Origin of the sequence: Candidatus Alcyoniella australis (assembly GCA_030765605.1) — a bacterium.
GTDB classification, from domain to species: Bacteria; Lernaellota; Lernaellaia; order JAVCCG01; family Alcyoniellaceae; genus Alcyoniella; species Alcyoniella australis.
Genome location: JAVCCG010000004.1, coordinates 30,381 through 48,692, shown reverse-complemented (window position 1 = coordinate 48,692; position 18,312 = coordinate 30,381). Strand labels below are relative to the sequence as shown.

The 18,312-nt window shown below is 65.2% G+C and carries 14 protein-coding genes; 8 read left to right on the top strand and 6 right to left on the bottom strand.

Features of this window, described 5'->3' with window-relative positions; genetic code table 11:
* The first annotated feature begins 49 nt into the window (after positions 1–49).
* Positions 50–1,525: a hypothetical protein gene (locus tag P9M14_00530; GenBank protein ID MDP8254209.1), complete on the top strand. Its 1,476-nt coding sequence runs from the start codon at positions 50–52 to the stop codon at positions 1,523–1,525.
* A gap of 15 nt (positions 1,526–1,540) precedes the next feature.
* Here P9M14_00530 and P9M14_00525 read toward each other — a convergent pair whose 3' ends face one another.
* Positions 1,541–3,772: a hypothetical protein gene (locus tag P9M14_00525; protein MDP8254208.1), complete on the bottom strand. Its 2,232-nt coding sequence runs from the start codon at positions 3,770–3,772 to the stop codon at positions 1,541–1,543.
* 137 nt (positions 3,773–3,909) lie between these two features.
* On the opposite strand from P9M14_00525, the gene P9M14_00520 reads away from it, so the two are divergent.
* The 6 genes from P9M14_00520 to P9M14_00495 all read left to right on the top strand — a co-directional run bounded on the left by P9M14_00520 (position 3,910) and on the right by P9M14_00495 (position 9,520).
* Complete coding sequence (locus P9M14_00520; GenBank protein MDP8254207.1) at positions 3,910–4,395, top strand: hypothetical protein; 486 nt, start codon at positions 3,910–3,912, stop codon at positions 4,393–4,395.
* Positions 4,396–4,493: 98 nt separating this feature from the next.
* Positions 4,494–5,093 (top strand): XRE family transcriptional regulator, encoded by a 600-nt coding sequence (locus P9M14_00515; protein ID MDP8254206.1) that lies wholly within the window; start codon positions 4,494–4,496, stop codon positions 5,091–5,093.
* 25 nt (positions 5,094–5,118) lie between these two features.
* Positions 5,119–5,673: a 2-oxoacid:acceptor oxidoreductase family protein gene (locus P9M14_00510; protein MDP8254205.1), complete on the top strand. Its 555-nt coding sequence runs from the start codon at positions 5,119–5,121 to the stop codon at positions 5,671–5,673.
* 25 nt (positions 5,674–5,698) lie between these two features.
* Positions 5,699–7,465, top strand: a complete 1,767-nt coding sequence (locus tag P9M14_00505) for an NAD(P)-binding protein (protein ID MDP8254204.1) — start codon at positions 5,699–5,701, stop codon at positions 7,463–7,465.
* A gap of 1 nt (position 7,466) precedes the next feature.
* The gene (locus P9M14_00500) at positions 7,467–8,621 is read left to right on the top strand and encodes a transketolase C-terminal domain-containing protein (GenBank protein ID MDP8254203.1); all 1,155 of its coding nucleotides are present in this window, start codon (positions 7,467–7,469) and stop codon (positions 8,619–8,621) included.
* Entirely contained in the window at positions 8,618–9,520 is a 903-nt protein-coding gene (locus P9M14_00495) for a thiamine pyrophosphate-dependent enzyme (protein MDP8254202.1), read from the top strand. Before P9M14_00500 ends, P9M14_00495 begins: the two co-directional genes overlap by 4 nt.
* Positions 9,521–9,605: 85 nt before the next feature.
* Here the strand turns inward: P9M14_00495 and P9M14_00490 are convergent, their stop codons facing one another.
* The 3 genes from P9M14_00490 to P9M14_00480 form a co-directional block, all read right to left on the bottom strand.
* Positions 9,606–10,985, bottom strand: a complete 1,380-nt coding sequence (locus P9M14_00490) for a DEAD/DEAH box helicase (protein MDP8254201.1) — start codon at positions 10,983–10,985, stop codon at positions 9,606–9,608.
* A gap of 1 nt (position 10,986) precedes the next feature.
* The gene (locus tag P9M14_00485) at positions 10,987–12,762 is read right to left on the bottom strand and encodes a Stp1/IreP family PP2C-type Ser/Thr phosphatase (protein MDP8254200.1); all 1,776 of its coding nucleotides are present in this window, start codon (positions 12,760–12,762) and stop codon (positions 10,987–10,989) included.
* A gap of 292 nt (positions 12,763–13,054) precedes the next feature.
* Positions 13,055–13,774 carry a type II CAAX endopeptidase family protein gene (locus P9M14_00480; protein ID MDP8254199.1) on the bottom strand — a complete coding sequence of 240 codons (720 nt, stop codon included), beginning with the start codon at positions 13,772–13,774 and terminating at the stop codon, positions 13,055–13,057.
* Between the two features lie 140 nt (positions 13,775–13,914).
* Here P9M14_00480 and tkt point away from each other — a divergent pair, with 140 nt between their 5' ends.
* Positions 13,915–15,915, top strand: coding sequence for a transketolase (gene tkt, locus P9M14_00475; GenBank protein ID MDP8254198.1), 2,001 nt, complete (start codon positions 13,915–13,917; stop codon positions 15,913–15,915).
* 131 nt (positions 15,916–16,046) lie between these two features.
* Here the strand turns inward: tkt and P9M14_00470 are convergent, their stop codons facing one another.
* The gene (locus tag P9M14_00470) at positions 16,047–16,958 is read right to left on the bottom strand and encodes a hypothetical protein (protein MDP8254197.1); all 912 of its coding nucleotides are present in this window, start codon (positions 16,956–16,958) and stop codon (positions 16,047–16,049) included.
* A 65-nt stretch (positions 16,959–17,023) separates the two neighbouring features.
* The gene (locus P9M14_00465; GenBank protein ID MDP8254196.1) at positions 17,024–18,280 is read right to left on the bottom strand and encodes a hypothetical protein; all 1,257 of its coding nucleotides are present in this window, start codon (positions 18,278–18,280) and stop codon (positions 17,024–17,026) included.
* Between the last annotated feature and the right edge of the window lie 32 nt (positions 18,281–18,312).

Genomic DNA, 18,312 nt, shown 5'->3' with positions numbered 1-18,312 from the left:
GACTTTCGGCTGCAGACCGACCTGACGCTGCTCGGGCGGCGTTGAACCGATGCAGGGCAAACGCGTATTCCTGATTCTGGCCGCTCTGATCGTGCTGCTGAGCCTGGGACTGAACCTGGCGGGCAACAACGTGGGACTCGATCGCGGGTTGCTGCTGCTGCCGCAGCCTCTGGAGATCTCGACCGTGGTGCGCGGCGAGCCCATGCCGCACCCGTTTTACGGCCCGCTGAGCTACTACGTCTATGCGATGCCCGTGCGCGTTGCCGATGGCTTGCGTCGGGCCCTGGGCGGGCCGCCTGCGGACCCGCTCTGGATGCAGCGCGCCGCGCGCACTGTCTGCGCGCTGCTCGGGGCGCTGTGCACGCTGTGCGTAATGCTGATCGCCTCGCGCGGCCTGGGACGCGGGGTCACGCTGCTCGCCGGTGTGCTGGCCGCTTTTGCGCCGGGCATGGTCTTCATGTTCCACGGCGAGTCGGTCAACGCGGTAATGACGCTGCTGGCCCTGGCGACCTGCGCGGCCGCGGCCTGGTTGGCCACGGCCCGGGCCGAGCGCATCTGGCACTGGGCGTCGGTGGCGCTGCTGGGATCGCTGAGCGCCGCGACAAAGGAGTCCAGCTACGGGCTGATGCCCGGGGCGCTGTTCGGCGTGTATTGTGCGCGCGAACTGCCGCACGGGCTGAGGCTGCGACGCGCGGCGCGTTTCGTGATCAAGGCGCTGCTGGTGGGCGTTGTCGCCCTAACGTTGTACTGGCTGATCAACTTCTCTCTGTTTTTTCCCCACCAGCTCGACCGCCACCTGGACCACTACGTGCCCGCAGCGCCCGAGGAGCGCTTGAGCGAGGCCGAGGTCGAACGCCGCGGGCTCGAGCCGCCCTGGCTCTACCTGAGCATGGTCGAACAGAATCTCGGGCCCTCCACTCTGCTTTGGTTGGGCATGGGCACGATCCTGCTGCTGCGGCGTAGGCGCGGACGCGAGCTGGGCTGGCTGTTTCTGAGCGTGAGCGCGGCGCACTACCTGAGCTTTTGCATGCCCGTGCATTGGTTCACCTACCCCTCGCGCGGGCTCAAGCCCTACGACGTGCTGTTCGTCTCGGCCCTGGCCGCGGTGCCCGCTGCCGTGGCGCTGGAGTACCTGTGGAACGCGCGCGGACGGGTGCGGCGCTCCCTGGGCCGTGGTTTGGCGCTGTTGGTGCTGCTGCTGGTGATCATCAGCGGTGTGGGCGTGGACCTGGCGCTGCTGCATCCCAGCGCCGCGGGCGCTGCGCGGTTGATTGACGAGCTTCCGCCGGGCAGTACGCTGTACTGCGGGATCGACGTCTATGTCTCGTTGCCCGAGCAGCTGCATTCTGCGGATCAGGGCCAGGCCGATTATGCGTTGTTGGTCAGCCGCGACCAGGCGGTCGAGGGCCTATTGCACGAGGGTTACGCGATTGAGGCGAAGCTCGAGATCCCGTGGCAGGCGGCTTTGGCCCCGCCGGGATATCGGCTGCAACGGCAAATGGTGCTGCTCAAACGCACGCAGTAGGATGCGGCCAACCTGTTACCGACAGACTCCCGCGATCTGGGTGCGGCGCAGGTGCAGGCTGGGCAGGCAGAAGTACGCCGGCTCTCCGGCAATACTCATTCCCTCGATCACGTACTCGAACCCGCGCACGCCCGGCGCGACGCGCAGCACATCGCCGAAGGGCTTCCACTGGGTGTCGAGCACAAAGCTGTTGTCCAGGGTTGCCAGCTCTTCGCCGTTTTGGTCGAGGATCGTCAGTGTGGGGTAGATCCGCGATTGGCCGTCCCAGGAGCGCGCCCAGCCGCTCCATTCGAGGCAGAGCTCGCCGCTGTCGATTTGGTCGGCCCAGCCCTCGACGTCGATGGCCTGACTGACTTCGCCGGTGTCCAGGGAGGTCCCGACCGACACCAGCCGCTGTCCGCCGTAGCTCGACTCGTCGTGCGCGCCGCCGACCTCGGGCAAATTTTCGCGCACCTGGGACTGCTTAAACAACCAGCCGGCCTGGCCACCCTCGCCGATCAGGAACAACGAGTTGCTCAGCAGATTGGGGCTGACCCGCGGCAGATCCTGCTCAATGGCGCCGAAACCCAGGAAGGTCGAGTCGAACGCCGCGTCGTTGCCCTCGTCGCCGTTTTGGTAAAGCAACAGCCGCGCGGTGGCCCGCCGCGATCCCACGGGGAGCTCGATACTCTCGAGGATCGGATGCCAGCCCAGGGTATAGCGCTTGCCGCTGCTGTGCGTGGCCATCAGGATGCCCGATTCGTTGTAGACCTCGACCAGCATTTCGGCCTCGTCGCGGGCCGTGGGGACCACGGCGTTGCCGTTGAGCTGCGCGGCCGTGGAAGCCACCCCGCCGAAGATCAGCAGGCCGTTGCCCGCGTCGATGGTCGGCGCGTGCTCGTCCAGACTCAGGGTCTGGCTCAGCTCGGTGCGCGCCTCGGTCGGGCTGCCGGCAAAAAACATATTGCCGCAGTAGGGGGTGATCCCCTTGCGCTGCGATTCCTCGCGCGCGTCGCCGGTCACGTTCCAGCCGGCGAGCCCCTGCTCGGCGCCGGGGTTGCTCAGCAGGTTCTCGACGTAGACGAACGACAATCCTGTCTCGACGTAGACCGCATGGCCGTTGACTCCAAGCAGTCCGCGCACGTCGATCTCGTAGCGTCGACCCACGACCAGCTCGCGATCAAGGTCGATCCGCAGGCGTGAGCCCTCGTCGATCAGCACGGCCGAGCCCTTGAGCCGGTTGCCGGATTTGCCGTCATCCACGCCGACGTTGTCCAGGGTCTGCGGATCGAGCAGGTCGTCGAACAACACCTCGACGCGGGTCGGACCGAAGATCGCCAGCGTGCCCATGGCCTGGGGCGGCCGCGCCCCGAACTCGGTGGGCAGCGCCAGCTCGAACCACGCGGGCTTGTGATCCGATCCGGCCGGGCTCAGCGTGAGCGCCGATCCGTCGGCCGCGCAGATCCCGGAATTGCGGTCGAACAGCACGCTGTCGCTCAGATGCGGGCCGTTTTCGCCGAACCAGCCCACGGCCGGGATCGTGTGCGCCTGGCTGGGGTAGACGCCGAGCGAGGCAAAGGCGTCTGCAAGCATCGGCTGCAGCAGATCAAGCTGCGAGCTGTAGACCTCGGCGCCGCCCAGGTCGCCGGCCACGATCAGCAGCGGCGAGATCTCGTCCTCGATCGACTCGCCCAGGATCTGGGCGTCCTTCTGGCCTGCCGAGCCGCTGTCCAAGGCAAAGCCGTAGACCGTGAAGGTGTGGCCTAAAAGATCGGTGGTCGCCTTGAGCGCCGTGCCACCGGAGAACAGCGCGATCGACTGTTTCAATTCGAGCAGCCCATCGCTGATCAGGCCGATGCCCGCGTCGTCCTCGGAGTAGAGGGCGAATTCCATGTCCAGGCCGTCCGCGATCAGATCGAGGGTCGCCTGGTCCGGGACCTGCTGCAGCGAGAGCAGGTCGAGCTCGAATTCGTCCAGGGCCGCCACCAGCTCCGTGACGCTGATCGAGTTCATGTTGTTGACGTTGAAGGTCGCGACCCGCAGGCGGCTCCAGCTTTCGCTACCCAACGGGCACGAGCACTGGGCCGGGCCGAAGCTGTAATCGCTGTCGATCAGCTGCGGCTCCTCGCCCGGCGGGATAGTGTCGTCATCGTCGTCGTCATCGTCGTCGCCGTGACTGCCGCCGCCGTCATCGTCATCCTCGCCGCCGCAGGCCGCCAGTCCCGCGCACAGCAGGGCGATCAGCAAAATCAGGGCGAATTTTCTCATCAGCGCCTCCATCAAACCCTTATCTTACACGATAAAAACGGTCGCTGCGTCACTTGGCCGCGGCTGCGATTTACGCTTTGTCCGCGACAGGCACGAGGCTATAGTAAGCAACGATCAGCGAAGCAGGGGGGAACGGCGTGGACAAGAAGCTGGAGACGTTTCGCAAGCTGGTGCCCGAGAACAGGCCGCAGCGCATGGTGCCGGCGGGCAGCGGGCTTAGCCATTCGCTGCTGTGGACGTTGATCATCGGCGTGGACCTGGTGGCGCTGGTGCTGTTCGGCCGAGCGATGGGCCGCTACGGCTTGGCGCTGGCGCCGAGTCTGGCCGGGACGGTGTTGGTCGGCGCGGTCACTCCGTGGATAATCTCGATGCTGCTGTGGGGGCTGGGCCTATACCGCACGGTGTGGCTGGGCTGGAATAAGAATCATCTGATTGTGCTTGATCCGGGGATGCTGCGGCCGCGGGTCGCCGGGATCATCCTGCTTAAACGCGACGAGCTGCAATTGGAGTGGATCGGCCGCGGCAGCCTGATGATCGAGGCCGACGGCGTGCGCAAGAAAATCCAACTCGACCGGCCATCGCGCGACCGGCCGTTGATCCAAAGCGAGTTCCAAACGCCCTGAGCGCGCCGGACGGCCGAAATTGCAAAGACGGCTTGTTTATGTAAAATTCGAATAACCGTCAACAATCATGCGGATTAGGCGACATTAGGAGACGCGCGATGCCCGAGAAGATTAAAGAGGAGGTCCGTCGGCTGGCCATCGGACGCAAAATCCGCACCCTGAGAACCAAGCAGGGCCTGAGCATCGAACAGGTCTCCGAGCGCACCAGTATGCCGGTGGTGTTGCTCTCGCAGATGGAGAGCGACGTGATCGCGCCCACCGTGGCCGCGCTGGTGAACATCGCCAAGGCGCTGGGCACAACAGTGGACACGTTTTTCCAAGACGCACCGTTTACCGACGCGATCGAGGTTGTGCGCCACGGCGAGGGGCGCCAGATCCGCCGATTGCAGCAGGCGGACGCCACGCCGTTGCAGTACAACTACGAATCGCTGGCCTATCGGCTCAGCGGCAAGCGCATGGAACCGTTCTTCGTCGAGTTCACCCTCGACCCGGGGCAGCCGCCCAAGCTTGTCAGCCACGAGGGCGAGGAGTTCATCTACGTGCTCCAGGGCGAGGTCGAGTTCGTCTCGGGCGAGGACCGCGTGCTGCTGCAGCCCGGTGACGCGCTCTATTTCTACTCGAAGAAACCGCACTGCCTGCGCGGCGTGGGCGAGGTCGTGCCCAAGGCGATCGCCGTGATCTACCCCTACGGCGAATGAGAGCCGTGCAACAGCGGGAGGAAGCATGATCGAGGTCCGTTTCCATGGTCGCGGCGGCCAGGGAGCCGTGATCGCCGGCAAGATCCTGGCCTGCGCCCTGTTCAAGGAGGGGATGTGGGTCCAGAGCTTCCCGGCCTTCGGCGTCGAACGCCGCGGCGCGCCGGTGGCTGCGTTCACGCGCTTTGACCGCGATAAAATCCTGATCCGCAACAACATCTACGAGCCGAACCATATCGTGGTGCTCGATCCGACCTTGCTGCAGGTGGCCAACGTCACCGCCGGGCTGCACAAGGGGGGCTGGATTTTAATCAACTCGCCGGAGCCGCCCGAATCGTTCAGCGGGCTCGACGATTTTAAATTGGCCACTGTCGACGCGCAGTCGATCGCGTTGCGCTTTCACCTCGGCTCGCGTTCGAGCCCGATCGTCAATACCTCGATCCTCGGCGGTTTCGCCAAAGCCACGGGACTGGTGGGAATCGACTCGGTGGTGGAGGCGATCGTCGAGGAAGTGCCGATCAAGCCCGATAACAACGCCGAGGCCGCGCGTGTGGCCTACGAGGCGACGGTGCTGCCCGCTTGAACCACTGCACTGGAAGAGAGATTAGATGGAACACAAGCCGCTGATCTTCAACACGCTCGCCGAGATTCCCGAATTGGTGGTCAGCCTGGCCACGATGGAGCACAACGCCACCGGCTCGTGGCGTTACCTGCGGCCGAGCTTCCAAAACAAGGTGCCGCCGTGCAACAACGGCTGTCCGGCGGGCAACGACATCGAGGGCTTCATCCGGCTGATCGGCGAGCGCCGCTTTCTTGACGCCTGGGTGCGGCTCAAGCAGGAGAATCCGCTGACGCGTACCTGCGGCCGGGTCTGCTTCCACCCCTGCGAGGGCAAGTGCAACCGGCGCGAGCACGACCAGGCGCTGTCGATCCAGGCCCTGGAGCGCTTCGCCGGCGAGCACGCCCAGCGCTCGGCATTGCCCGGCGTAGTGCGGCCCTCAAGCGGTAAGCGCGTGGCGATCGTCGGCGCGGGCCCTGCGGGTCTGAGCGCGGCGTTTCATTTGGCGCGCATGGGGCACGCGGTCACGCTGCTGGAGAAGCACGACAAGCCCGGCGGGATCCTGCGTTACGGCATCCCGGCCTACCGCCTGCCGCGCGAGGTGCTCGACGACGAGATCGAGGACATCCTCAGCCTCGGCGTGGAGCTGCGCTGCGGCGTGCGCGTGGGCCAGGGCGGCGACGTTGGATTCGACGAGCTGGCCGACTACGACGCGCTGTTTATCGCCGTGGGCGCGCATTCCAGCCGCAGTCTGGGGATCCCCGGCGAGAACGCGGCGCGGGTGATTCCCGGCCTGGAGCTGCTGCGCCGCATCGGCGCGGGCGAGCAGCCCGACGTCGGAAGCCGCGCGGTGGTGATCGGCGGCGGCAATACGGCCCTGGACGCGGCGCGCAGCCTGCTGCGCCACGGCGCGCGGGCCGACGTTTACTACCGCCGCAGCCGGGCCGAGATGCCGGCATTCGAGGACGAGATTGAGGAGGCGGTGCGCGAGGGAGTCGGGCTGTACATGCTCGAGGGGCCGGTGCGCATCGAGCTGGACGACGAGGGGAACGTGCGCGGACTGACGATGATGCGCATGCGCCTGGGCGCGCCCGACGCCTCGGGACGCCGCCGCCCCGAACCGATCGAGGGCAGCGAGCACCACATCGAGGCCGACACCGTAATCGCGGCCATCGGCGAGACGGTGGACAGCTCCTCGCTGCCGCCCGGGCTCCAGACCGAGGACGACGGCTCGTTGCAGGTCGACGAGTTCGGCCGCTGCTCCCAAGGCGGGATGCTGGCCGGTGGCGACGTCACGCCGATTTTGCGCACCGTGGTTACGGCCGTGGGCTCGGGCAAGCTCGCGGCGATCGCCATTGACATGCGACTGGCCGGCGAGCCGCCGGACAAGGTGGAACAGCTAATGCGCATCGGGCAGGGCGGCAGCATCTCGATCAGCCGTTACCTCGACAGCGGCGAGGCCCACGCGGCCTACGACGACGCGAATACGGTGGTCCAGTTCGAGCAGATCAACACCGCCTACTTCCCGCACCTCGAACGCGGCCAGAGTGCACACAGCCCCATGCCGCAACGGATTAAAGACTTCAGCGAGGTCAACGCCGGGCTCGACGAGGCCGCGGCAATGCGCGAGGTCGAACGCTGCTTCCATTGCGGGCTGTGCACGGAATGCGACAATTGCTACATCTTTTGCCCCGACGTGGCGGTCATCCCGCGCGAGGGCGAGTTCGGCTACGACGTGAACTACGACTACTGCAAGGGCTGCGGGATCTGCGCCAGCGAGTGTCCCCGCTCCTGCATTATTTTGACGGAGGACTGAGATGCAGAAGGTCATCATGGGCAACCACGCGGCCAGCCACGGCGTGCGTTTGGCCCGCGTCCAAGTAATCTCGGCCTATCCGATAACGCCTCAGACGCAGATCGTCGAGGAGCTGTCCGAGATGTGCGCCAAGGGCGCGCTGCAGGCCAACTTCCTCAAGGTCGAGAGCGAACACTCGGCAATGGCCGCGATCATCGCCGCGGCGAGCACCGGCGTACGGACCTTTACCGCCACCAGTTCCCAGGGTTTGGCGCTGATGCACGAGCTGCTGCACTGGGCTTCTGGCGCGCGGCTGCCGCTGGTAATGGTCAACGTCAACCGCGCCATGGCGCCGGGCTGGTCCATCTGGAGCGAGCAGACCGATTCGCTTTCCCAGCGCGACACCGGCTGGTGCCAGCTCTACGTCGAGACCAACCAGGAGGTGCTCGACAGCGTGCTGCAAGCCTACCGCGTGGCCGAGCAGATCAAGTTGCCGGTGATGGTCTGCTACGACGCGTTCATTCTCAGCCACACCTACGAACCGGTCGATCTGCCCGAGCTTGAGCAGGTCGACGCCTACTTGCCGCCGTACACGCCCGAGATCTACCTCGACCCCGAGGATCCCCACGCGTTCAACGGGCTGGTCCAGCCCGATAGCTACATGGAGATGCGTTTCAAAATTCAGGCCGCGATGGACGGCGCGGCCGCTGTGTTCAACAAGGCGGACGAGGAGTTCGAACAGCAGTTCGGTCGGCGCTACCATAACGTCGAGACCGTGGACGTGGAAGACGCCGAGACCGTGCTGGTCACCATGGCGAGCATGAGCAGCCCGGCGCGGCTGGTCGTGGCCCGGCTGCGCGAGCAAGGAATCAAGATCGGTTTGGTCAAGCTGCGGCTGTTCCGGCCGTTCCCCACCGCCGAGCTGCGCGCAGCGTTGCGCGGCAAAAAACGGGCGATCGTCATCGACCGCAATTGCTCGTTCGGCAAGGGCGGGATCATCGCCGACGAGATCCGCGGCGCGTTGGCCAACGACGCGGACCGACCGCTGATCTACGGCTACATCGCCGGACTGGGCGGCCGCGACCTGACGCTCGAGGTGATCGAGGGAATCGCCAGGCAGGGCCTCAAAGACGAGCCGCCGCCCGATGGTTCGCAGTGGATGGGGGTGATGTCATGAGCTTCGAGCACCCGAAACAGGAACTGCTGACCTCCGGCCATCTGGCCTGCCAGGGCTGCGGCGGCGCGCTGGCCATGCGTTTGGCGCTGCGCGCGCTGGGGCCGGACACGATCTGCGTGATCCCGGCCTGCTGCTGGACGATCATCGCCGGGCCGTTCCCCTATTCGGCGCTGCGCGTGCCGGTGCTGCACACCGCGTTCGAGACCGCGGGGGCCGCGGCCAGCGGCGTGCGCGCGGCCCTGGACGTCAAGGGCAAGCAGGAGACCAAGGTGCTGGCCTGGGCCGGCGACGGCGGCACGTTCGACATCGGCCTGCAGAGCCTGTCCGGCGCTGCCGAGCGCAACGAAGACATCATCTACGTCTGCTACGACAACGAGGCGTACATGAACACCGGCATCCAGCGCTCGAGCGCCACGCCGGACCGCGCCTGGACCACGACCACGCCCGAGGAGCATCCCAAACGCGGGCCGAAGAAGAACATCGTGCAGATCATGGCCGCGCACAAGACGCCCTACGTGGCCACGGCCTCGGTGGCCTTTCCCGAGGATCTGATCCGCAAGGTGCGGCACGCCTCCCAGACCAAGGGGACGACTTTCATCCACGTGCTCTCGCCCTGTCCGCCGGGGTGGAAGATCAGCTCCGAGCAGTCGATCGAGATCGCGCGCATGGCCACGCACACCAAGGTCTTCCCGATCTACGAGGTTTTCAACGGCGACAAGTACGAGATCAACATCCAGCCCGACGACTTGCCGGTTGTCGATTATCTGCGCGCCCAAGGGCGCTTCCGCCACCTGAGCGAGGCCGATGTCGAGGACATCCAGGGCAAGGTCGACTACGAGTGGCAACGCCTGCTGCACAAGTCGATGATGGACGCCTACGACGGCACGCACTACGAATGATGCGCTCGCGCTGAACACAAAGATCGATTTATCGTTAAACCAAGAATATGGTCCGCTCGCGAGTTTTAGTGCAGCTCAAAGCTGCCTACCTGCGTCGTCGGCCTTGACCTGACGAGCGTGGGCGGCCGCCCGGTCCAGAGCGTCCGCCCGGTCCCGAGCGTCCGCCGCGTCGGTCGCCGCCGCCGCCCGAGCGCGAGCGATTCCCGTCGCCGCGTCGCGGTGCTCGTTCGACGGTCATGTGCGAGAAGCGGTCGGTCTCGAACAGCTCCTCCTCGGGCACCTGTGCCGGGATGGGGCGGTCGATGTACTTCTCGATGGCCTCCAGCGAGTAGATGAAGCGCTCGCAGGCCAGGGAGACGGCCACGCCGGTGTGCTCCATGCGCGCGGTGCGACCGATGCGGTGCACGTAGTTCTCCGGGTCCTGGGGCAGGTCGTAGTTGACGATCAGCCCGATGTCCTCCACATGCAGCCCACGGCTGGCCACGTCCGAGGCCACGAGGATTTGGATCTTGCCCGCGCGGAAATCTTCGAGCGCGGCCATCCGTTTGGATTGGCGCATGTCGCCGATGATCGCGTGGGCTCGGAAACCGTGGCCCTCGAGTTTGCGCGAAACGAGCACGGCCATGTTCTTCATGTTGGTGAAGATCAGTACCCGCTTGGCTTGGCTGCGGCGCAGCACTCCGAGCAGCAGGCTGAACTTCTCGTGCGAGCCTACGTGGTAAAGCACTTCCTGGATGCCGTCGGCAGTGATGTTTTCCGGCCGGACCTCGACCACCAGCGGGTCGTTGGTGTGCAAATAGGCGATGCCGCGCGCCTCGTCGCCCAGGGTCGCGGAGAAGACCAACGTCTGGCGTTGATCCACCGGCGGCGTCATCAGCAGGATCTTTTTAATGTCGGGCCAGAAGCCCATGTCCAGCAGCCGGTCGGCCTCGTCGATCACCACGATTTGGAGTTTGTCGAACTTGACCTTGCCCTGATACTTGAAGTCCATCAGGCGGCCGGGCGTGCCGATTACGATGTCCGAGCCGCGCTCCAGTTCCTGTTCCTGTTTGAGGTAGCGCTCGCCGCCGTAGAGCACGGCGATGCGCGCGTCGATCTTGCCGCGGTAGAGGCGGCATTCCTTGCCGATCTGCAGCGCCAGCTCGCGGGTCGGTGCGAGAATCAGCGCGCGCGGCGAGCCGTCGGCCGGGCGCTTGGTGCGGCAGACGCGGTCGAGGATCGTCAGCAGGAACGTGGCGGTTTTGCCGGTCCCGGTCTGGGACTGGGCCATCAGATCGCGGCCGCGCAGCAGCGCGTCGAACGATTTTTGCTGTACCGGCGTAGGCTCGGTGAACCCTACCGCGGCGATGCTTTTTTGCACCAGCGGATGGAAGTCGAAGCTCTCGAAGCTTCGTTGCTCCTGGCTGTCGTCATTTTCTTGTTCTTCGGGATTGTCGTTGATAATAGGACCTTGGTCATTTTGCATGTTAGTTGGAGCTCTGGCTCTCAAGTTCCTCGATTTTTGCGCCCACGTCGGGGAAGCTCGTGCCTAATTGGCGCGCGTCTTGAAATTTGAGCAACGCGCGGTCGTTGATGTTTTGCGAGGCGTAGTATAGCCCCTGGTAGTAATGGTAGTCGCCCTTGCGTGAGCGATACTGGCCCATGCGCTCGCCCTCGAGTTCGAAGGCGTGGTCGGCCAGCTCAAAGATTCGGTCGGTGCGTCTGATCCAGGCGCTGCCGATCTCGTACTCGGATTTGAGCACCTCGTCGATTACGGGCAGCGACTTGGAAAAGGTTTCGAGTTCGAGGCGGTGTACGGCCTGGGAATCGATGCGGGTCAGCAGCGGATTTTGCTTGACCGCAATCAGGGTGGTGAAGGCCAGCACCAGGCCGTCGGCCGTCTTGAGGCTCAACGCGTGAGCGATCACGCTGGAGTAGATTTGCAGCGCTTCCTGCGTCAGCTGAGGCATCGTGTCCAGCGATTTGAAGAACAGCCCACCCTGGGAGGGAGTGAAGCCGCGACCGCGGATCACCAGGCTGATGTTGTCCCAGACCAGCACGTCGCTGCCCTCGATTGCAGCGGCGCTTTCCGGCGAGCTGCCTTGGGCCATGCTCAGCGCGTCGTCCTTGAACAGCAGATAGTAATGCGTCGGACCGGCCTGCGCGTCGCTCGTGGTTTGGCCCTGTTGGTCGGCGCCGGTCGCGGGCGAGCCGGAGTCGTCACAGAAGATCGGGATCAACAGTAACGCGATCAGCACCAGCACGATCGCCCCGGCGATCAGCGCGATCTGCAGGCGGCTGGTCGGACGGCGTGCGGAGCCCAGCAGCGTCTTGGGTAGTTGCAGGCCGCGACGGCTGCCCGGCCGCGGCGTGAACTCCGGCTCGGGCTCGTCCTGCGGACCAGCGGCGGGCGCTGGAGTGCGGTTGGTGGCGGGCGCGGGAGTGCCGGTGCGCGATTCGTCGTTGACCTCGTGGTCCGGCGTGAGGTCGACCAGTTTTTCCGGTGCCTGCTTGGCCTGGGGAGCGAAGCGCTCGCCTTGGCCGATCAGCAGCGAAACGTTGTCGTTGGCACGACCCTCGAGCGCCTGGCCCACCAGCGCGCGGCATTTGTCCTTGATGTCGGCGTAGGTCTCCAGCGACTGGCGGATCTGGGCGTCGCTCAGCTCGGAGTTCAGGCCATCGGAGCACAGCAGCAGCAGGCGCGTCTCGTTCCAATCGTGGGTCGTAACGTCGACCTCGACCTCGGCGTAGGGACCCAGGGAGCGCGTCAGCAGGTTGGACAGCGCGTGGTTGCGCGCCTCGTCCGCGGTGAGTTGCCCGGCGTCGACCAGTTCCTGGACCTTGGAGTGATCGCGTGTGATCTGCGTAAATTTGCCGTCGTCGTACAGGTAGCAGCGGCTGTCGCCCACGTGCGCCACATATAGCCGGAGGCCGACAATCAGAACGGCTACGGCTGTGGAGCCCATGCCGCGAGTGGAGGCCTCGGACTGCCCCTGTTCGTGGATCGCCGCATTGGCGCGCCTGATCGCGGCGCGCAGCGAGCCGACGTAGTACGACTCGTCCTCACTCGGGCCGACGTCGGCCAACGCAGCCTCGAGCGCGTCATTGATCACTTCCACGGCGATTTGGCTGGCCACGTCGCCGGCCGCATGACCGCCCATCCCGTCGGCGAGCACCAACAGGCCGATGTTATCGTTGATCAAGACCGCGTCTTCGTTGGTCTCGCGCCGGTTTCCCGGGTGTGTTAGTCCGTAGGTCTCCATGCACCTCTCAGTTGGCCTGGATCAATAATCCAAGCTGGGGAAATCGAGGGTCGTTGTATCACCAGCGGCAACCGCTGGCAAGCGGCCGCATAACACGGTCGTGGGAAAACTCCCTTAAGATTGCCTACTTGCCCGCATTATTGATGAGGGTTCGTAGCGAGGTGTACAAGATGCCGCAAGAACGAGGAAGCCGAGTCGATACTCCGCAGGCGTACCCGCTGTGGTACGTCGAGGGCGGATCGGCGAGGATGACACAGTTATTGCGAGCATATTGTGCTCCGCAGTAGAATTTTCATGAATAATGCGGGCCTGCCATGTTGCAGAACCAATCGTTGGACATGCCGACATACCAATGGGCCAGCAGCGGCCAGAGGATCGAGCGCGTGCGCACCGCCACCAGGCCGAACAGCAGCCCGGCGATCACTGCGGAGAAGGTCTCGCCAAACGGCTTGTTGCCGATGTGGATGATCGTGCTGGGCAGGGTCTGCATCATAATCGCCAGCAGCGGCCCGGCCGCGCGTTCCACCGAGAACTGGATGAATCCGCGGAAGAAGAATTCCCAGCCCACGTAGTAGACCAGGTAGAGCAGGGACCACAGCAGCCACAGTCCGATGCCCGCCTCGTGCATGTTCACCAGCGGGTACTCGGCCGTGAACTCGGGCTGCATGCTGTTGACGTAGGTCCCCGGCAGCATCAGCACGACCCAGATCGCCAGGAACGCCAGGCCGAACTTCCAATCGCCCAGGCGTACGCCGAAGTCGGCCAGGCGCAGCTTAAATCCGAGCTTGACGATCGCCAGCGGGATCAGGCCGAACAGCAGCAGCACCCAACTGTGGTGCCACAACGCGGCGTACCACAGGGCCGCGCGCGGTGCGAACGCCTCGCCCCAATGTTCTAAAAAGAACGAACGACTGCACTGATAGGCGAACGGCGTCATGGCCAAAGCCGCGTAAATCAGCACGATGGCCAGTCGTCGATCCATTTTACGGACGATCTCGATTGTGCGTTTCATTTGTTGTAAGATGCCTCTGTTCTGGCTAATGAAAAATCACGCTAAATCATAGCTGAGTTGTCATCAAGCGGCCAGTCGCGAAAGTGCGGGCCGCTGCTTTGCACGACGGCGCGCGAACCGGCCGAAATACGGGGGGTGCAATGGTTCTCAGGATCGACCAGGAGACGGATCAGCTTGCGGTAAACACAATCAAGATGCTCGCGGTCGACGCGATCGAGAAAGCCGGCTCGGGTCACCCGGGCATGCCGCTGGGCGCGGCCGACATGGCCTATGTGCTCTGGACGCGCTTTCTGCGCTTTGCGCCCTCGGACCCGCAATGGGTCGACCGCGATCGCTTCGTGCTCTCGGCCGGACACGCCTCGATGCTGCTCTACGCCCTGCTGCACCTCAGCGGTTTTAAAATCTCGCTGGAAGACATCAAGCAGTTCCGCCAGTGGGGCTCGCAGACTCCGGGACATCCCGAGCTGCACCTGCCGGGAGTCGAATGCACCACCGGGCCGCTGGGTCAGGGCCTGGGCATGGCCGTGGGCATGGCCCTGGCCGGCAAGCGCTCGGCCGCCGAGTTCAACCACGGCGCCTTCGATCCCATCGGCTACCGCGTTTTCACCATAGTCTCCGATGGCGACCTGATGGAGGGTGTATCAGCTGAGAGCGCCTCGTTGGCCGGCCATTGGGGCCTGGACAACCTGGTGGCGCTCTACGATGCCAATCAGATCACTATCGAGGGCAATCTCGATCTGTCCCACAGCGAGGACGTGGGCAAGCGTTTCGCTGCCTACGGCTGGAAGGTGCTGCGCTGCGACGGCCACGACCGCGAGGCGTTGGCCCGCACGATCAAGCGTGCGATTAAGCACCAGGGCGCGCCGTGCCTGGTGATCGCCCGGACTCATATCGGCGCGGGCAGCCCGGGCAAGTGCGACTGCGAGGTCTGCCACGGAGCGCCCCTGGGCTCGGAAGAGTCGGCGTGCACCAAGCGCTGTCTGGGTTGGCCCGAGCAGCCGACGTTCCTGGTGCCCGACCAGGCGCGTGAGCCGTTTGCCAAGGCCGCACGTCGCGGCGAACGAACGCGTCGCAAGCACAAGCGCGCGCTGGCCGCCTGGCTTGCCGAGCATCCGCAGTCCGCGCAGCGCTGGGACGCGCTGATGGGCTGCGAGCTGCCCGAGGATCTGTTCCAGCGGCTGACGGCGGCCTGCCCGGATGGCGATGCGGCCACCCGCGGACTGTCGGGCAAGGCTTTGGCCGCAGCCTCGGCCGCGGTGCCGGCCTTGATCGGCGGCTCGGCCGACCTGGGTCCGTCGAACAAGAGCACTGTGGCGGCCGAACAATCGCTGTCTCGCGATAACATGCTGGGCCGCAATATCCACTTCGGCGTCCGCGAGCATGCGATGGGCGCCATTGCCAACGGCCTGGCGCTGTCGGGCAGCGCGATCCCCTACACCGCCACGTTCCTGGTTTTCTCCGACTACATGCGTCCGTCGATCAGGCTCGCGGCGCTGATGGGCATACGCACGATCTTCCTGTTCAGCCACGACAGCCTGATGGTCGGCGAGGACGGCCCGACCCATCAGCCGGTAGAGCACGTGGCCGCGTTGCGGCTGATTCCCAACCTGGCGGTGCTGCGCCCGGCCGACGCGGCCGAGACCGCGGCGTGCTGGACCGCGGCCCTGGCACGGCGAGACGGACCGACCGCGCTGATTCTCAGTCGCCAGAAACTGGCGCAACTCGAGGGGCGCGTGCCGATGAGTATCGAACTTTTGGCCCGCGGCGGATACGTGGTCTCCGAGGCTTTGGCAGCGCCGCGCGCCGTGCTGTTGGCCACGGGCTCCGAGGTCGCGTTGGCCTTCGCCGCGCGCAAGGCCCTGGGCGAGGCGGGCACGGGCCTGCGCATCGTCTCGGTCCCCTGGCTCGAACGCTTTGCGGCCCAACCGCCGGAGTACCTCAACGACGTGCTGCCGCCGGACCTGCCGCGCGTCTGCATCGAGCTGGGCAGCGCCGAACCCTGGTACAAGCTGGCCGGAGATCGCGGGCTGATCATCAGCGTCGATCGCTTCGGCGCTTCCGCACCGGACAAGGTGATCGCCGAGAAGTTCGGCTTTACCCCCGAGCAGGTAGCCCAACGGATCCGCACCCACCTGGGGTGAGGGCGGGTACAAGATCAAGAGATTGATCTATCGCACCTTTGAGGTGCCCGCATGGCACGCGTAGTACGCTGATCATTGCCCCGCGTCGCGCAGAGGCACGCTGTATTACTACCGTGGTGATGTGCGTTTCTCTACTTCTTTAGCGCAAACACGTCGCCGACCGAGGGGATGTTCGGGATCAGGCCGAAGTGCGGCTGCATCTTCTTGTCAAAGCCGATGTAGACCTTGCCGCCGGGCTTGCCCAGGAACAATTGCTTGGAGAGGTCGACCGAAAGCACGGTGTGCACCTGCGGGTAGGCTGTGAGCAGCAACGAGACCGGCTCGAGCTGGTCGGTTTTGAGCACGTCGCCCTCGTAACGCTTGAGTCCGGCAAAGCGCAGGGAGCGAATTTTGAAATGTCTGCCCGGGGTTGGGTCGCCGTAGATCCCGGCGCGCAAATTCCAAAAGGCGCTGGACGGATCGTCGTAGACCCGGTTGGGCCGGAAGGTGTAGTCGCGGTTGCGGGTCTCCACGCCGTTCTTGGTTTTGCGCAAATTGTAGCTGTGCTTGTCGTAGTCAAACTTGTATTGGCGCACGTAGAGATCGCCCTTGAACGTGTGCTCGACCATCGTGCGCAACGGCATCAGCCGGTACTTGCCGCGCTGGGTGCCGCTGATCAACTCGCTTTGGATCTTCATCTCGCCGTAGCGCGACAGCGCGCTGTAGATGTTGCGCAGCTTGAGCACGAAGCTGGTGTTGTAGCGGTGCTCGGCCGAGCCGCGGTCGAACGAGATGTCGATGTCCGCCACGCCGAGGATCTTCATCCACTCGATGTTGAACGTCTTACGCTCGCCCACGAATCGTTCGGCAAACCCCGGGTCGCTCGATCCGACAAACGAGTAGCTCGACCTGTGGCTCGTTGTGGAAGCGGCGATGGTCAGCGGAGCAGGGGGCTTGGGAGCCTGGCCCGGCGGCGACTCGATCAGCCCCATCGGCGCGAACAACAGCAGGCCGATCTCGCTCGCCCGTTCGATGAACTTTCTGCGCGGAATCGGTTTACTCACCGTTGCCCTCGCTCCTTGATTGATATCAGACACCGGGGGACACGATATGTTCGCTCCAGTCTTAGTCAATATGACGCAAGACAGGTAAGCAGCACCAGCGCAAGCAAGGTAAGGTCAATCGCCAGTAGCGCGCGGGACGGGAATTGCGGGCGCTGTGGTGCGGGCGCGAGCAGCCGCGGCAGTCCGATTAAAAACAGCGGCGCGGCAAGCAGCGCCGTAACGACAATCGGCAGTGCGGCCGGTCGGTCCAGGCCCAGGTCCGCGTTGGTCAGACTGTGCAAGGCCGATGCGCCGCCGTGGAGTTCAGCGTACAACACCAGCCCGCCGACCACTGCGGTCGCGGTCAGCACCCAGTTGAACGGACGACCGACGCGCTGCAGCAGCCGTGCCCCGAGCACCAGGGCCAAGGGCAATGCCGCGCCCGCAGCATCGTCCAGCCAGCTTCCCTGTATCGAGAGGGCCGTCAGCAGAGCGGCTGTAAACAGCGCGACGCTCTCCAGCGGCCGAGCACGCAGCTCCAGGATCGCGCCGGCCAGGGCGATCAGCCCCAGTGGCAGCCAGGGCGCCAGGTCGATTGTGCCGCGCACGAGCTGGGCCGCGGCAGGCACGGTCCAGGCGTTGTCAAAGGCCCAGAGGGTCGCCAGGGCGGGCAGGCCGCCGACTAGCGCGCCGAGGGCCAGGGCCGCGGTATTGCGCCAGATGCTTCGGGAGCGCAGGGCGTTGAGCAGCGGCAGCAGCAGCAGCGCGGCCGCGACCGTTCCGGCTGCGGTGCACAGCCCGCAGAGCAGGCCCAGGCCGAGGTAGGCTTGCACTCCCTCGTCGCCCTGCAGACGCGAGCGCAGATAGAGCAGCGCTCCGGCTCCCAGTGCGGCCAGGCCGAAGCTCGGCAACGGATCGACAAACGCCCGGCCCAGGGCCGGACTGCCCGCCAAGACGACCAGGGCCGCGGGCAGCGCGGCCAGGCGCGTCTCGCGCGGCAACGACAGTCCGGCGAGCAGTAAGCCCGCGGCCAGTGCCAACCAGCCCAGACCGGCCGTCAGCAGCGACAAATGATCGCGGTCGGGCGCCAGAGAGTCCAGCAGCGCGGAGGGCAACAGCGCCGCGTATCCGAGGGTCAACGCGGCAGCGGGCGGCACTCGCGCCTGCTGGGCCAGCCCCGTGCTGTCCTCGATGGTAATAAGCGCGTCGAGCAGCTCGAACGAGAGCAGCCCCTCGGAGTTCAGCGGCCGTAGCAGCAGCACCATCAGCAACAGGAAGGCCAGGTAAAGATAATAGCCGACCCGTTGCGGGGTCCATCCCGGGGTGCGTCGCTCGCGGCTCATCCGCAAAATAGTATCACCTCGCGGCATGCGGT

What these genes read in the sequence shown, in the direction of transcription:
- P9M14_00500 (MDP8254203.1), top strand. Translation starts at nt 7,467, where the DNA reads ATGCAGAAGGTCATCATGGGCAACCACGCGGCCAGCCACGGCGTGCGT.
- P9M14_00510 (MDP8254205.1), top strand. Translation starts at nt 5,119, where the DNA reads ATGATCGAGGTCCGTTTCCATGGTCGCGGCGGCCAGGGAGCCGTGATC.
- P9M14_00515 (MDP8254206.1), top strand. Translation starts at nt 4,494, where the DNA reads ATGCCCGAGAAGATTAAAGAGGAGGTCCGTCGGCTGGCCATCGGACGC.
- P9M14_00490 (MDP8254201.1), bottom strand. Translation starts at nt 10,985, where the DNA reads ATGCAAAATGACCAAGGTCCTATTATCAACGACAATCCCGAAGAACAA.
- P9M14_00505 (MDP8254204.1), top strand. Translation starts at nt 5,699, where the DNA reads ATGGAACACAAGCCGCTGATCTTCAACACGCTCGCCGAGATTCCCGAA.
- P9M14_00480 (MDP8254199.1), bottom strand. Translation starts at nt 13,774, where the DNA reads ATGAAACGCACAATCGAGATCGTCCGTAAAATGGATCGACGACTGGCC.
- P9M14_00495 (MDP8254202.1), top strand. Translation starts at nt 8,618, where the DNA reads ATGAGCTTCGAGCACCCGAAACAGGAACTGCTGACCTCCGGCCATCTG.
- tkt (MDP8254198.1), top strand. Translation starts at nt 13,915, where the DNA reads ATGGTTCTCAGGATCGACCAGGAGACGGATCAGCTTGCGGTAAACACA.
- P9M14_00525 (MDP8254208.1), bottom strand. Translation starts at nt 3,772, where the DNA reads ATGAGAAAATTCGCCCTGATTTTGCTGATCGCCCTGCTGTGCGCGGGA.
- P9M14_00465 (MDP8254196.1), bottom strand. Translation starts at nt 18,280, where the DNA reads ATGAGCCGCGAGCGACGCACCCCGGGATGGACCCCGCAACGGGTCGGC.
- P9M14_00485 (MDP8254200.1), bottom strand. Translation starts at nt 12,762, where the DNA reads ATGGAGACCTACGGACTAACACACCCGGGAAACCGGCGCGAGACCAAC.
- P9M14_00530 (MDP8254209.1), top strand. Translation starts at nt 50, where the DNA reads ATGCAGGGCAAACGCGTATTCCTGATTCTGGCCGCTCTGATCGTGCTG.